The organism is Bacillus sp. ISO11 (assembly GCF_003458115.1).
GTDB lineage: Bacteria > Bacillota > Bacilli > Bacillales > Bacillaceae_G > Bacillus_A > Bacillus_A cereus.
The window spans coordinates 23,856-38,519 of sequence record NZ_QXCO01000003.1; the positions used below are offsets into that span (position 1 = coordinate 23,856).

The following is a 14,664-nucleotide window of genomic DNA, read 5'->3' on the forward strand; positions in this document are numbered from 1 at the left end:
CACTCCATTTCAGTCGTTATTATAATTTGGATTCATATGCAGATTGATTAGTGATGTCGTCAAATACTTGACTCCCAATAATGTAGTATCCATGAAGTGCAGCCTCTTTCGAAGCGTCTACCATACGGAAAGAAGAAATTTCACTTTGCATTTTTTTAATTCGTTTTTTGTGGAGATCTACTATTCCTCCTGTCCAAATAATAGTATCATACTGGTCTAACTTAAATTGTTCTTGTAATACACGCATGATGTCTTGGAAATGTGTATCCAACTCTTTTTGAATTAAAATATCCACCTGACTTGTCTCATAATTTTCTTCTTTATCTCCATATCCTTTTTCTAATATTTTTGGCATGTCGTTAATATGCAATTGATTACTTTCACCCACATGATTCTGCAGGATATTCTTAATATTTTTCAAAGGCTTGCTACATCCTAGTTCCGTCTCATAATGATTTAAAATGACATTCTGTTTCATATCTGTCATTTCTAATGTACGAAATCCACCATCAATAATTAAGATGCGATCTCGTTCTTGAATGATTCCCTCTTTTAAGAAATAGGCATGTAAAGCGATTGGTTGCTGAAGAATCAAAGCATTTTCCACCGTAATATGAATAAATTTCCCATCAATTTGTACGGAAGTTTCTTTTTTTAGTGCACGTTGTAATTGCTCATGCTGACTACCAAAACAAGTAACGGGAAGCCCGGTAACAACTAAAGGTAACACGACATTTTCTTTATAATCCTTTGCAATGCAACCAAATATTTGTTGTTTAAATCGTTCGCTTTCATAATAATTTTCTATTTCTTCTTCAAATGGAGGAAGAAATGAAGCGTCAGATTGATGTGCTTCATTTCCCATGTAGTATGCAAAGTCTAAGTCTATAAAACTTACCTTTGTTAAATCTTCACTTTCAGCATGATTAGGTACAGGAGCTAGTGTGGCAGCTTCACTCTTAATCGTCACCTCAGAATCTACATCCTGTCGATATGCCCGCTTAGTAAAACCAATTCCTACATCAATTGCATACAGAGATTTCATACTTTTTTCCTCACTTTCTCTTTTTAGAATTAAATCTAAGCACTCTCTTCTTTCCCTTCTTTCACATATTTCTTTTCATTTTCCGTTTTTTCTCCGTCTAGGTTCTTACTATTTTGTTTTATTTCATTATCCTTTTCATCTTTTTTCTTTTTGTTATTTTCGTTTTTTGTTAAATCTTTAATAGTAGAAATGACAACTGGTGTGGCTGTAAGCAGTTGTGGTAATGTTTGTTTTGCAACATTAGCTGCAGTTACAGAAAATTGTTTACTTGTCTCGGTTACCTTCTCTAATGTTTCCTTTATGTTTCCTTCTTGTAGTTTGTCTTTTACGCTTTTTCCTTTTGTTTGTATTGCTTTCCGATTTTCTTTTTTTAACAGAGATACCATGACTCCGGTCGTAATCCCAATCACAGCATATTTAAATATTGTATGTTTCATTTTTCTCACCCTTCTCTACTTTTATTTTCTTCCATGCTACAACCTAAAATAATTAACTTATCTATTTATTAGATATTGCAATCTATTAGAGAGAATGATAGTTTTGCGGCTGCCTATCACTCGCCGTTAGTGTTTCATCTGTTACTAGAAGTAAAATTCTCCCTTGATCTAGTTTTTCTTCATATAAGTTAGCTTCCTCCTTCGACAACCCCATTTCCTCCATTTGATTTCGGAGCTCGTCCCCTTTTTTGGAGAAAAAATTGATAATACTTGTGCCCAACCCTTGTTCTTTTACTCCAATCGTATTTGTGTTTGTATCATCCGCAATTCTTTTTGTTATATGTTTTTCATGTGTTAAGACGTAAATGTCATCTTGGCGAATCCCTTGCAATTCTAGCTCTTTTACTTTCATAACTACTTCCTGTTCATTTTGATATTCATAAACCACCGGTTTTCTTTCATTCTTATGCATCGTATTTTTCCTCCCTTAGATTTTTTATTTTCTTATTTAGTTGTTATGTAATATGTAATACACCTATTTTAAAGATGTTAAACCTAAATTTTCAAAAAACTTCACATAATAGGTTATTAATGTTTTTGAATATCAAGGAAATGTCACGAGCACTTTGCTTTGATAAAAGCGCTACAAATAACGATTTGTTTGGAAGGCAAGCCCATTGTTTTATAGAAATCATAGAAAAATAAAAAAGCACTCCTTTTCAAAGAGTGCCTTTACAAAACATATAACCTAATAAAAATATTTCTATTTTGATTACAGAAAGAAAGTCTTTATTAAAACATATAGTTGCTAATTTAATTGCGATCTGCCTTGCACCCAAGCAGCAATATCATTTATAACATACTCAGGTATATTAGCAGGACTATAATATTCATCCGGCTTACTTATTTCCCCATCGCCCTCTGTAAAGAAATGATTTAACTTTGGATATAGTCGATAATCAACGTTATTTCGTTCTTTTAATTGTTCTTTCCAAAGAGGAATTTCGATTTTTGATTGAACTTGATAGTCTCTTTCCCCTTGAATAATAAGAAGCGGTGTCTTTTGTTCCTTTGACATTTCTGCTGCTTTAATTTTCCGAATAGAATCCCAAAATACTGCTGATCCTAAGTAAAAATCTTTTGGAGGATTCTGACCAGAGAAATTTGGATCATTTAATAATTCAAATTGCGATTTGTAGAATTTATATTGCTCCTGGTTCATTGCTCCAATAGAAAAAAGATACTCAAATTGATCTAAAACAACGTCTTGAATCGTACGAGCTGGCCCACCCATTACAATTGCCCCAGCAATATTTTGATTTTGGTCTTTTTCAATCATTTTCGGAAGCATCATTCCACCTTGACTATGACCAAGAATATATATTTGATTTTTATTTATTAGAGGCTCATTTTTAAGAAATTGAGTTACAAGAAGAGCATCATCTGTTGTCTCTTTATCAACTGTATAGAAGGGACTGAATTGTGTTTTCAGCCCATGTTCATACGTTCGTTTATTATAGCGAAGGACAGCAATTCCCTTCGATGCAAGACCTTCAGCTAAATCGCGAAATGGTTTTAAAGCAAACGCTGTTTCATCCTGATCAGTTGCTCCTGATCCTTGAACAAGAATAACCGCTGGAAAAGGACCATTTCCTTTTGGAACCGACAATGTTCCTGGTAATGGAAATGCACCACTTCCAACTACTACTTCTTTATCAACAAATGATTCAGGCTTACTATATGATGGACGCTCAGCAACAGGACTAAACGACATGCTTAGTTGAAAATCGTCTATTTTTCCAGATGGATCTAGTTTAATTAGTAAAGGTACAGTCATTTTTTCAAAAACTAATTGAATCTCCACATTTGTATGAACAGGATTTGTCTCTTTTTGTGTAACCTCTCCAATTTCTATAAAAGAACCTGCTTGTAATTGAACTGGCAGTCCCTCCCAATAGCTCTTCAACCATTCTTCGGATATTATTTTCTGTAATGACCTTGAGGTTAAATCAAATGCAGATTTATAATCTTCACTATTCATATGGCGAATAAATGAAAGAGTAGTAGATATAACAGGATTTTCATCATCACTATTGTCTATTTTTTTTATATTTGTGTTTACTTCCTTTAATTTTGAAATAAATTGGTGGTTAAATGGATTATTATATGTATTAGGATATAAATTTGTTTTCAAAATTTCCGTATTCCGTGCCTTATACAAATTTGAAGAACTCTTAAAATTTTCAGGTGAAATTACTTCCTCCGCATATGAGACTGAGGGAATTGCTATTGTAAAAATTGCACTGATAAGTAATAACTTATTACTTATTCTTCTTTTCTTACCCATACTTATTGATTCTCCCTTCAAAATTTAAAATTTCTAATACAATATGCCAACTATAAGGAAAATAAAAATTACCAAAGAGATTAATAATCTATTTTACGATCCCCCTCTCAAGTTAAAAATCTATCATTAACAAACTTCAATAAAAAACGCCTTCCCCCTCTTTTTTTATTGTTGGATTTTCCAATGACCTAGAAGCACAGCACGAAATTACATGTAACCGACCCATGAGATTCTCTGTTTCAAAAGAAAAAAGCACCCCACTAGATGCTTTCTTTAATTGTTCTCACTATCATTTATTCAGGTAATTCTCTTATTACTATAAGATAAATTCATTCTATTTCCTAAACCTCACTTATTTCTTAATTCACTCATACCAATATAAAACCTAATAACCTACCATCAAAAAATAAAGAAAACAGGTTATTTGGCTATTCATTTCGTAAACTTAATGCTCAAACTAGTTTTTTTCACAAAGTTAAACTTTATTAAGAAAAACTTAAAGAATTTCCCTCTATATTCATAAGAACTTTTTTCTATACTCAAAAATGTAAATAGACAAAAGGAGAAACAATCATGAAGAAATTTGTAATTTGCATACTAGGAATAGGCCTCCCTATATACTTACTACCTTTCATATTACGTGGAGATTTAGACAGATTTAATCCGATTGCTGAAGAAAAAAATGTATATGCCGTTGCGAAAGGATATGGTGTTCCAGATTATCATCATAAAGGAAAAGCTATGTACTCACTAAAAGCTGTTGACGAATTAAGTAATGAAAAAGAATATACAGTTGGAACGAACACGCCTAATGATTTTATAAGAAAAACTTACTTAAAAATTCATGTGAAAGGAAAATATGTGTATTCTTACGATATTATTTCTAAAGAGGATATTCCGGAGAAAATAAGGGGACAATTGGAGATAGCAAATAAATAAAAGAGCCAATTCATACGATTTGGCTCTTTATTCTCTCTCCCATCTACCGTTTGGATAATTCTTTCGGTAGATTTATTAAATTCGTTATCATTGTTCCAATAACCATTGTTCAATTACTTTTACTGTTTCATCTCGTTGTGCTTTTGCCGTAATTAAACTCGCATTATCACCTTTTTGCTCACCATACATGCCAAAATGAGCATGATTTCCCCCTTTTATCATGTGCATAGTTGTATTCTTTGACATGAACTTTTTATTGTTCTCTATTTTTTCTACAGTTGCTAAAGCATCTACTTCCCCATAAATTGATAACATCGGAATCGATTTTGTAGAAAAGTCATCTGCAGGATACGAACCTAAGAAAATAATCCCGTCTACCTTGTCTTCATGTTGGAAGGCATACTTAGAAATCATAGCTCCTCCCATTGAATGCCCTGCAACATACCATTTTTGAACTTCCGGATACTTTTCAATTACACTGTCTACCTCATTTATTCCAAGTATCGCTAAATTTAATGGTAACTTAGGCATTACTACAAAGTGCCCATCTTTTGCAAGCGCTTCTCCTAAGTAACTATAAGCCTCAGCTTCTACTTTAGCTCCTTGATAAAAAATAACCCCTACTTTCGCATCTTTCGCTCCAAAAACGATATTATCTTCATCTTTTTTATCATCTACTAACGACAAAGCCTCTTTCGTCGGTTTATAAGTAAACTGAGACCAAGTCAAAAAAGTAAAACTTCCTATAATTAAAATAGCTAGTAAAGAGTACAGCATAATTTTTATCCATTTCTTCACAAAGATGACCTCCATAAGATGTATATATTCCATATTTCGGATTATCATTAACACACATAAAAACTCGAGCATTTTTATTGTGCTCAAGTTTTTAGTTCCGTCTTTAATTTATACTATAAATTGTCCAAGATAAATATGTAGCAAATGCAGACCATAAAAAATATGGTATTAGCAACCATGTCGATACTTTAGATAATTTGGAAGAAACCGCTATGAGAAGTAACGTAGTAATAGCGACAAGTAAACAATCTACTGTTGCTAAAAACAAATTCTTTTGGCTAAATTGAAAATAGCTGAACGCTTGATTGAATATATAATTTAAAAGGAATAAAAACCAAAATGTTTTTGGCTTGAATCCATAGTTGTTGTAAATAATTGCAACTGATAATGCAATAAGTCCAAATAATACAGCCCATATCATTCCGATTGTCATACCAGGAGGTGTCCAAGACGGCTTTTCTAACGCATCATACCAAGTACGATCAATAGGGAATAAAACACTAGAAACATAAAACAAACCATATGTTAGTAAAAATACTATAATACTAGATTTTTTCATAAACATTCTCCTTTTTACTAGAAGATTATAGAAACTTTATATGATTAGTATGCCCTTGTAATGGATAAAATTCTAATATTTAAATTCCAAATACATATTTTTTAACCTATTTTATACAAATTCTTTCATACTTTTATATGCACAAAGGGCTCTCTCTCGTGCTGCCTTATGATCAACAATCGGATAAGGATATGTATCCCCAAGCTTTATATTGGCCTTTTGTAAAATATGCGCAGGCGCTTCCCATGGTTTATGTATATATTTATTCGGTATATCGCTTAATTCTGGTACCCATCTTCTTATATACTCTCCATTTTTATCAAACTTTTCTCCTTGTGTGATGGGGTTAAAAATACGAAAGTACGGTGATGCATCTGCCCCACTTCCAGCAACCCATTGCCATCCCATTGTATTATTTGCAATATCAGCATCTAGTAGTGTATCCATAAACCATTTTGCTCCTTCTTGCCATGGAATTAACAAATGCTTTACAAGAAAAGAGGCTACAGCCATTCTTGCCCGATTATGCATAAAACCTGTTTGCCAAAGCTCCCGCATTCCCGCATCAATAAACGGATAACCAGTTTCACCCTTCTGCCATACGCTTAATAACTCCTCTTCCTTATCCCACGGGAAATTTTCAAAGCTCTTATTAAGAGGTTTAGATACTGTAAATGGATAATGATATAGTAAATAATAAGAAAACTCTCGCCAAATTAATTGACGTATAAAGCTATTAACTTGTTTTTCAAAAAGACTACATTGTCTTTCGGTACTTTTATTTATTAAGTAATGAAACATTAGCTTTACTGATATTTGACCAAATGAAAGATACGGTGCCAACATCGAATGGACATTTTGATCTGGAAAATCTCTTCCTTCACTATAAGAGGCTAATTTGCTAGAGAAAAATTTCTTGAATGTTTTATATGCCCCTTCTTCTGTCGGATCCCATATTGCTTCCATATGAGATGTCCACGGTATAGTCGGCAACAAGTGTAATTCTGAAACAGATAAGCTTGCTGGTAAAGAGTTTCCCCACTTTATACTCTGCACTCTGCTAATAGGTTTAGGTATTACCTGCTTTTGAAATGCATTGTAAAAAGGCGTAAACACCTTATATTCAGTGTTATCCTTCTTTTTTATAATCCACGGTTCTAATAATAAATGCGAATTAAATTCCTTACAAATAATACCTTTATCTTCTAATATCATTTTCATTTTTTGATTAGATTTTAACCTGTCTGGATCATAACAACTATTCCAATATACAGCCGTTATATCTAATTGTTTTATGAGAGAAAGTATTTCTTCCTGTGTATTTCCTTTGCGGATTATTAAAGTAGAGCCCAATGCCTTAAGTTGCTTTTGGACATCCATTATAGCATGGCGTAACCACCACTTTGCCGCACTTCCTATTGAAAAAGTTTCATCTTGTACATATACCGGAAGAACCTCCCCGGACTGAACAGCCTCAAATAGAGCTGGGTTATCATATAAACGAAAATCTTTTTGAAACATAACGATAATTTTGTTTTGCATGGCTATCCCCTCTTACTCTTAAAACATAATAGATTCTTTATGTGAATAATCCTCTTTTTTACTTTTGCATTATTATATTAATAATTCTTTGTAATCGTAAACAAACGTTTCCATAGTTATTGGACTTCTATCTAGTAAATTCGATAAATCTGATGTGACTTTTTTAGCTAACCCTAATTTTGCAGTTGTATATATTCCAATCATAACCCAAATAAAGTCACTGTTAAGTCCCTTTTGAATCATTCTTTTTCTAAATTTAAATATACTTGGATTTGTATAAGTAATATCTTTATTTATTATTTTTGAAATAATAGCAGCAACTTCATAATATGTTAATGCCTCATTTCCCGTTAAAGAATAAGCTTTAAATTCATGTCCCTCTTCGGTTAATATTTTAGCTGCAACTTCTCCAATATCCCGTACATCTATAAAACTTGTTTCCCCTTTACCAGCAGGTACTTCAATTATTTTTTTATTTCTTAATTCATCACCATGTTGTGATAATAAATTTTGCATAAAAAAACTCGGTCTTAGGAATGTGTAAGGGATCCCAGAAGCCTTTATCATAGCTTCAATTTTAGCATGAGGTACTATCGGATTTTTTTCTACACCTAATAAAGATAAAAATACAATGTGTTTTATACCTATTTCTTTTGCGGCATCTACAACAGGCTGGAAATACTTTTTTGCATCAGCTAGATGTGGTGGTCTTATTAGAAAGATTTTAGTAACACCTGTTAAAGCCGCCTTTACAGATGAAGGATTTTCAAAATCAAAATACACTCCTTCAGTTTCTCTACTGCGCGTTGTGACTTTGAAAGTAGCATTTCTTTTTATTAGGCATTTTACAACCTCTTTTCCTACATTCCCTGTAGCACCTGTTACTAAAATCATTTTAATCACCCTTTATTTTTTTGTAAATTTTGAATCATACTTTGCAAAACTCGAACTGTATTTTCTACTTCCTCTTTAGGAATACTAGCTGTAGCATTTTTTATAACTTCATCGCTTACATTTTCTATCTCCTGTATTAATGTCTTAGCTTCATCTGTTAAAAATATTAAATGTGACCGTTTATCTTTAGGATTATGTTTTATAAGAATCCATTCTTTTTGCAATAATCTTTGTATAATCCCGGTTACTGTTGGACGGTCTGCTAAGAGCCTTTCAGCAATCATAGCTGGGGTGGTTCCATTTGGATAAAGAGATATATCCTTTAACACAGACCATTGCTGAGCTGTTATTTTATATTCTTTTAATTGATTTGATAATTCTGTTTTCGTCATTATACTTACCTTGTGTAATAAATAGCCTAAATTATTCATATAACCCCCAATATAGTTAGCACACTAATTATATAGTTAGTATACTAACTATAATGTGTAATTACAAACTTCAATTAATAGTTTATATATAAAAGATATATCAAATTCTTATTTTGTACTATTTCATATTATATTTAAAATCTTCTTTAATCCTGTTTTGCATGTATTGTACACTCTATATACAAAGGTTATTCCTTGCTGTTACTTTAAATAAGCATTTACAATTGTATCTAGCATAGGTATTTCTTATTGTCCGATTAGTCATATTTATTCTTAATTCTGCAAAATAAAAAAGAAAATGGAGCGAAAGATGAAAAAACAATTTGATAAACAATCAAACTTAAATACATTTATTGATTCAACAATCCTATGGACTTTTCAAAACCAAAATGCTATAAATACACTTTTGAATGAAGGTAAGCTTATAGCCAATCCTATTTTTGTTAGTAAAGAAGATTGCAAAGCATATAAATACATTGTAAGACACATGAAACAGAAAGGTATTGACTTTACTATAGATTTCCCCATTTGGGCATGGCATTCATGCAATGGTTACCAAAAGAAGCCTACTATTATTTATAAATGCTTTATTTAAGCATTTATATTAGTTACATAATGAAAATTCTTAAATAGTTTTTAAACATTTTTTAAAAGTTGTAATTCTACATGTATCGTAAGACTATTTCCATGACTTTCAGCCCATACTTTACCCTCATGCAATTCAATTGTGCGCTTTACAATTGCTAAACCAATTCCGGATCCATGTATTTGACTCGACCGTGATTTATCAACTCGATAAAACTTCTCAAACATCTTGCTTAATTCTTGTGCTTCAAGATGATCTGTTTTATTTGTAATACAAATAAATGCCTTATCTTCTTCTTTTTTTAGTTCCACTATTACTGTTGAATTTGAAAAACTATATTTTTCAGTATTAGATAGTAAATTATCAAATACACGCACCAGTTTTTCTATATCTGCCCATACCCAAATATCCTTATTAATGATATTTAGTTTAACAATTAATTGCTGTTTTTCAAAAATCGGGATATACTCTCCTACTAGCTGACCTAACAAATTGCCCAATTCTACTTTTTCTTTTCTCAACTTAACATCAGGTAAAGATAATTTTGTGTATTCAAACAATTCATTAATGAGAGTTTTTAATTTTAATGTTAAATTATACGTATTTTGAATATACATTTCTAATTCTTCTTTATTTCGATATTGTTTTTCATTTACTAATGCTAAATATCCAATAATAGACGTTAAAGGGGTACGCAAATCATGAGAAATATTGGTAATAAATTCACTTTTACCTTTCTCAATTGCTCTCTCTTTCTCAAAACGCTCCCTTAATTGACTAGCCATCCAATTAATATTATAAGCTAAAGAAGATAATTCATCTTTTCCTTTAACACGTATGGAATGTTTCCAATCTTTTTTTACAATCTTTTGAATACCTCGTTCAATTTCTTTAATGTATCTTGTAATAGGGATCATAAACAGCAAAAATAAAAGGATGAAAATTAATATACTGCTCACCAAAGCAAGTAATAAATTTTGATTATATTGAGTTGGTGAGATTGTTTTATTCGAATTTGGAGATTGTACCATTACATATCCAATTCCATCTTGAAATGAAACTGGTGAAACAAACAATATGAACTTCTCAAACAAAGGATTTCTGACGTTTGGTGTAACATTTAATTTCTCCTGTAATAATTCCTGTGGGAGATTATCCTGCAATTGAAAATTATGTGAACGATAGATAATATGGCCTTTATAATCTAATACTAAAAACCTTAAATTTTCATTCTTCTTTTGGATAGATTGAATCATCGGTATAACTTGTTCTATATGCCCAGATTCCAAATTACGCTTTTGTATATCATTAGTTATCCCTATCGCTATTTCCCTTATTTCGGCTTCTTTTTCAATCTGTTGATTATAAGAAAGTAGATTTGCACTTTTCATTGCTATGAGAAAAAAAGTAACAACCGCAACGATGAAACAGAGCAAAAAAATTAAAATAAGCTTTATATTTAAGCGTGTAGAAAAGAATATATTATCCCTTAATTTCGTACGATCGATCATACTCTATAGCCAACTCCCCATACTGTTTTTAAATAAACAGGCTGACGAGGGTTTTCTTCAATTTTTTCCCGTATTTTAGTAATATGAACCATGACTGTATTATCTGATTTATAAAATGAATCTTCCCAGACCATCTCGTATATTTTTTCTACACTAAAAACCTTTCCTTTATTTCTCACTAATAAAGAAAGTATGTCAAATTCCTTTGGAGTTAACCTTACTTCTTCATTTCTAATGAAAACTTGTCTTGTCTCCTCGTCTACCTTAAGATGGCCTATTTCATGAATAAATTGTTTTACTTCTTCTGTTTGATAAACACGATATCTTCGTAATTGAGATTTAATTCTTGCCATTAATTCAAGTGGATTAAACGGTTTGGTAATGTAGTCTTCTGCCCCACTCATTAATCCCTGGATCTTATCTATATCCTCATCTTTAGCTGACAAAAAAATTATAGGCATTTGATACTGTTCTCTTATTTTTAAACAAGCCTCTATGCCATCCATTTTCGGTAACATAATATCTAAAATGATTAAATCAATTGTTGTATTTCTTAAAGTTTCTAAAGCTTCTATAGCATCCGATGCATCTATAATTTCATACCCTTCATTTTTTAAATAAATGGATACGATTTTTCTTATCTCTATATCATCATCTACAATCAAAATTTTTTCTTTCTGCATCATATTTTCTTCCTCTCTGACATCTCGTTCTATGCTGTAGTATTATACATTTAGTTTTACCTTACACGTATAAAGTGAAACTTTAATCAGCCCTCACCAATCGGTCTTTTACGGGAATCCCGCCCCCCACCTAACTTCTTTGCTTCCACTTAATTTTGAGATGTGGGTCTTACTACCCGTTAATGCGTGATAATACACTTTGCTTTTTTAAACATATTGAAGAAACCATCTGTTTTGCAAGTTGATTTGAACTGGGTAAAATAGCCCCCTACGATCCGAGGCCGCTTCACATACTCTTACATAAAACAAATAACATTCATAAATTCCTCTCCAATGTTAATTTAGAACATACAATCAATCTACTGAAAAAATCTTAATTTTCACCCTACAAAAATATTAAGATTTCTTAACATTGAATGGAGAATTTACATATTAAAAATGGACAGTTCCCTATACTATTAGACCTGTCCAAATTAACGTTTTTAATTTATGAATTAAAATATTATACTTTTCTTTATTTTATAATATCTGTCACTATAAACATTGATTTTCTATCTCTCTAAGTACATCATTTCCAATATTATCTATCTTTTCATTTTTTATAGTGTTATATAAACTCTGTAAAACTTTTAACTCTGTTCTTAAATGTAAAATGACACTAGATAATATATATAACTTAGCTACACTCTCTTTTCCACACTTCTCTTCATATACTTTTTGAAGGGTAGTAAGATATAACGTCAGTTGAGAAATTTTAGTTTTTAGCTGTTCTAGAATTAATTCTTCTTCCCCATATTGTGCAAAAAGTAGCGCTTCATATATAGGACGATGCATATCCTCTTTCTTTATCATTTGCTCTAATAATAAATGTTCAAATTCTTGTTTACCACTTTTAGTAATACCGTAAATAGTCCGTTCAGGACGTTGTTCATTACGAATAATATCAACAACCTCTATAAAACCCTTCTTTTCAAGTTGCTCAAATGTATAATATAAAGAGCCTTTAGTAATTTTTATATAATATTTCATTTCACTATTTTTTAAAAGTTGCTGGACTTCATACGGATGCCTATTTTTCTCCATAAGAAGACCCAGCATAAAAAGCTTTGTATTCATAACTCTCCACTCCTTAATAACCTATACCAATAGTATAAGCTAAAAATAAGTAAAGAATCTTTTTGTTTTATAAAATTTATAACTTCAAATTCACTTTATTATCCTTTGTACCAGCTTTGACATTCCCCATAAATAATATTGCCATAAACGAAACGATAATTGGAATTAAAGCTAATAGAAAAACAGTAGTAATGGAAGATGACATAGCAGCTATAACCTTTTCAAGAATAAAAGTAGGTATACTGGACCTTACATCTGAGCGAAATATTGCACTCGGATCACCTAGATTATTTAACATGCTGGAACCATGTTCTATTCCCTTAAAAGCATCCTTTAAGTTAGCTGTAAAGGTACTATTTTGAATGGAGCCAAAAATCGTTACTCCAATTGTCATACCTAGTGAACGAAAGAATGAATTTGTTGAAGTAGCTGAACCACGGAATCTCGGTTCCATATTATGAATAGAAACTGTGGGAAGCAAAGAGAACGAAAATCCAACTCCAAACCCCGTTATAATCATGTATATCGTTAAAAGTACACGGCTTGTTTGTGGATCCATCGTTCCTAACAAATACATACCTATCCCAAAGGATATTATAGATAATAACATCAAGTTGCGGTAACTAATTTTCGTTTGAAATATTCCACCAATTGCACTACCTACTACAGAACCTAACATCATTGGGGTTAAAATTAATCCAGCATTAGTTGCTGTTCCACCATATACAGCCTGAACAAAAATAGGAATAAATACTGTTAAAATAACAAATGTTGCTCCATAGAAAAACGTAATAATTTGTGATATTGCAAACTCCTTACGCTTAAACATCCAAAATGATATTATCGGATCTTTCACTTTTCTTTCTACCAATAGGAAGCCAACAAAAAATACAATAAACGATGCAAATAACCCAATGATTTGTATCGAATCCCACTTAAATTCTTTTCCTCCCAATTCTAAAGCGAACATTAAGCTAATTACTGCTATGACGAGTGTTATCGCCCCCCACCAATCAATATTTTGCTTAGTAGGTGGATTATTTTCTTTATAAGCTTTTAAAATAAAAATTAATGACATTAGACCAATTGGAATATTGACGTAAAAAATCCAATGCCAACTTATATTTTCTGTTATATACGCACCTAATAAAGGCCCTAATACACTTGAAGAACCAAATACGGCCCCTAATAACCCAGTCATTTTCCCTCTTTTTTCAATAGGAAAAATATCAAATACAATGGTAAAGGCGATTGGCATCAGTGCCCCCCCACCTATACCTTGAATTGCACGATAAATACTTAGCTGAACAATACTTTGCGCAGTACCACATAATGCAGAACCAATTAAGAAGATTAATAAACCAAAAATATAAAACCTCTTTCTACCATACATATCAGATAATTTCCCGAAAATAGGCATACCCGCCATAACTGCAACCATATAAGCAGAAGTAACCCAGATGAATTTATCCAATCCACCCAAATCTGAGACAATTGTACCAATTGAAGTGGCAACAATTGTATTATCCATTGCAGCCATTAAAATACCTAGCATTAACCCAGCTATCACTAAGCGTAAGTTGCTCTCTTTTGCAACCATACCTCTTTCCTCCTTTTTTCACACTCAACAAAATAAATAGTCTAATTAAACTATATACTCATTATAGTCTAATTAGACTATTTTTCAATAAATCATTAAAAAAAAAATAAATCCCCCCAAATATATTGGAGAGATTATAATTGTAGAATTGCTTCCTATATAAAGTAATTAAAACC

At 31.6% G+C, this 14,664-nt stretch carries 14 protein-coding genes and 2 pseudogenes; 3 read left to right on the plus strand and 13 right to left on the minus strand.

Annotated features, from left to right (window positions below; translation table 11 throughout):
- Nucleotides 1-19: 19 nt before the first annotated feature.
- From D1166_RS03865 to D1166_RS03875, 3 genes are all read right to left on the minus strand, one after another.
- A complete protein-coding gene (locus D1166_RS03865) occupies nt 20-1,045 on the minus strand; it encodes a ParM/StbA family protein (protein WP_097855645.1) in 1,026 nt (341 codons plus the stop codon).
- A 35-nt stretch (nt 1,046-1,080) separates the two neighbouring features.
- Nucleotides 1,081-1,482 (minus strand): hypothetical protein, encoded by a 402-nt coding sequence (locus tag D1166_RS03870; RefSeq protein ID WP_000683228.1) that lies wholly within the window; start codon nt 1,480-1,482, stop codon nt 1,081-1,083.
- 85 nt (nt 1,483-1,567) lie between these two features.
- Nucleotides 1,568-1,954, minus strand: a complete 387-nt coding sequence (locus D1166_RS03875) for a YflT domain-containing protein (RefSeq protein WP_000549441.1) — start codon at nt 1,952-1,954, stop codon at nt 1,568-1,570.
- 119 nt (nt 1,955-2,073) lie between these two features.
- Between D1166_RS03875 and D1166_RS32280 the strand changes: the two are divergent.
- Nucleotides 2,074-2,172, plus strand: a pseudogene (locus tag D1166_RS32280) (acyl dehydratase); the annotation flags it as partial.
- A 118-nt stretch (nt 2,173-2,290) separates the two neighbouring features.
- Here the strand turns inward: D1166_RS32280 and D1166_RS03880 are convergent.
- Nucleotides 2,291-3,829 (minus strand): alpha/beta hydrolase, encoded by a 1,539-nt coding sequence (locus D1166_RS03880; RefSeq protein ID WP_000516852.1) that lies wholly within the window; start codon nt 3,827-3,829, stop codon nt 2,291-2,293.
- 573 nt (nt 3,830-4,402) lie between these two features.
- Between D1166_RS03880 and D1166_RS03885 the strand changes: the two genes are divergently transcribed.
- Nucleotides 4,403-4,768 (plus strand): YxeA family protein, encoded by a 366-nt coding sequence (locus D1166_RS03885; RefSeq protein ID WP_000714887.1) that lies wholly within the window; start codon nt 4,403-4,405, stop codon nt 4,766-4,768.
- Nucleotides 4,769-4,855: 87 nt separating this feature from the next.
- On the opposite strand, the gene D1166_RS03890 is transcribed toward D1166_RS03885, so the two are convergent.
- The 5 genes from D1166_RS03890 to D1166_RS03910 form a co-directional block, all read right to left on the minus strand.
- A complete protein-coding gene (locus tag D1166_RS03890) occupies nt 4,856-5,566 on the minus strand; it encodes an alpha/beta hydrolase (RefSeq protein ID WP_000758813.1) in 711 nt (236 codons plus the stop codon).
- Between the two features lie 103 nt (nt 5,567-5,669).
- Nucleotides 5,670-6,125 carry a TspO/MBR family protein gene (locus tag D1166_RS03895; protein ID WP_000749743.1) on the minus strand — a complete coding sequence of 152 codons (456 nt, stop codon included), beginning with the start codon at nt 6,123-6,125 and terminating at the stop codon, nt 5,670-5,672.
- A 111-nt stretch (nt 6,126-6,236) separates the two neighbouring features.
- Nucleotides 6,237-7,667 carry a cryptochrome/photolyase family protein gene (locus tag D1166_RS03900; RefSeq protein WP_001179985.1) on the minus strand — a complete coding sequence of 477 codons (1,431 nt, stop codon included), beginning with the start codon at nt 7,665-7,667 and terminating at the stop codon, nt 6,237-6,239.
- A 72-nt stretch (nt 7,668-7,739) separates the two neighbouring features.
- Complete coding sequence (locus D1166_RS03905; RefSeq protein WP_000604771.1) at nt 7,740-8,561, minus strand: SDR family oxidoreductase; 822 nt, start codon at nt 8,559-8,561, stop codon at nt 7,740-7,742.
- A 5-nt stretch (nt 8,562-8,566) separates the two neighbouring features.
- Complete coding sequence (locus tag D1166_RS03910) at nt 8,567-8,992, minus strand: MarR family winged helix-turn-helix transcriptional regulator (RefSeq protein ID WP_001061038.1); 426 nt, start codon at nt 8,990-8,992, stop codon at nt 8,567-8,569.
- A 310-nt stretch (nt 8,993-9,302) separates the two neighbouring features.
- Between D1166_RS03910 and D1166_RS03915 the strand changes: the two are divergent.
- Nucleotides 9,303-9,563: pseudogene (locus D1166_RS03915) on the plus strand (DUF3841 domain-containing protein); the annotation flags it as partial.
- Between the two features lie 65 nt (nt 9,564-9,628).
- On the opposite strand, the gene D1166_RS03920 reads toward D1166_RS03915, so the two are convergent.
- The 4 genes from D1166_RS03920 to D1166_RS03940 all read right to left on the minus strand — a co-directional run bounded on the left by D1166_RS03920 (nt 9,629) and on the right by D1166_RS03940 (nt 14,488).
- The gene (locus tag D1166_RS03920) at nt 9,629-11,089 is read right to left on the minus strand and encodes a sensor histidine kinase (protein ID WP_000567229.1); all 1,461 of its coding nucleotides are present in this window, start codon (nt 11,087-11,089) and stop codon (nt 9,629-9,631) included.
- Entirely contained in the window at nt 11,086-11,772 is a 687-nt protein-coding gene (locus tag D1166_RS03925; RefSeq protein ID WP_001168370.1) for a response regulator transcription factor, read from the minus strand. Before D1166_RS03925 ends, D1166_RS03920 begins: the two co-directional genes overlap by 4 nt.
- A gap of 534 nt (nt 11,773-12,306) precedes the next feature.
- Nucleotides 12,307-12,888, minus strand: coding sequence for a PadR family transcriptional regulator (locus D1166_RS03935; RefSeq protein ID WP_001093176.1), 582 nt, complete (start codon nt 12,886-12,888; stop codon nt 12,307-12,309).
- Nucleotides 12,889-12,964: 76 nt separating this feature from the next.
- Nucleotides 12,965-14,488 (minus strand): MDR family MFS transporter, encoded by a 1,524-nt coding sequence (locus D1166_RS03940; RefSeq protein WP_000225814.1) that lies wholly within the window; start codon nt 14,486-14,488, stop codon nt 12,965-12,967.
- Between the last annotated feature and the right edge of the window lie 176 nt (nt 14,489-14,664).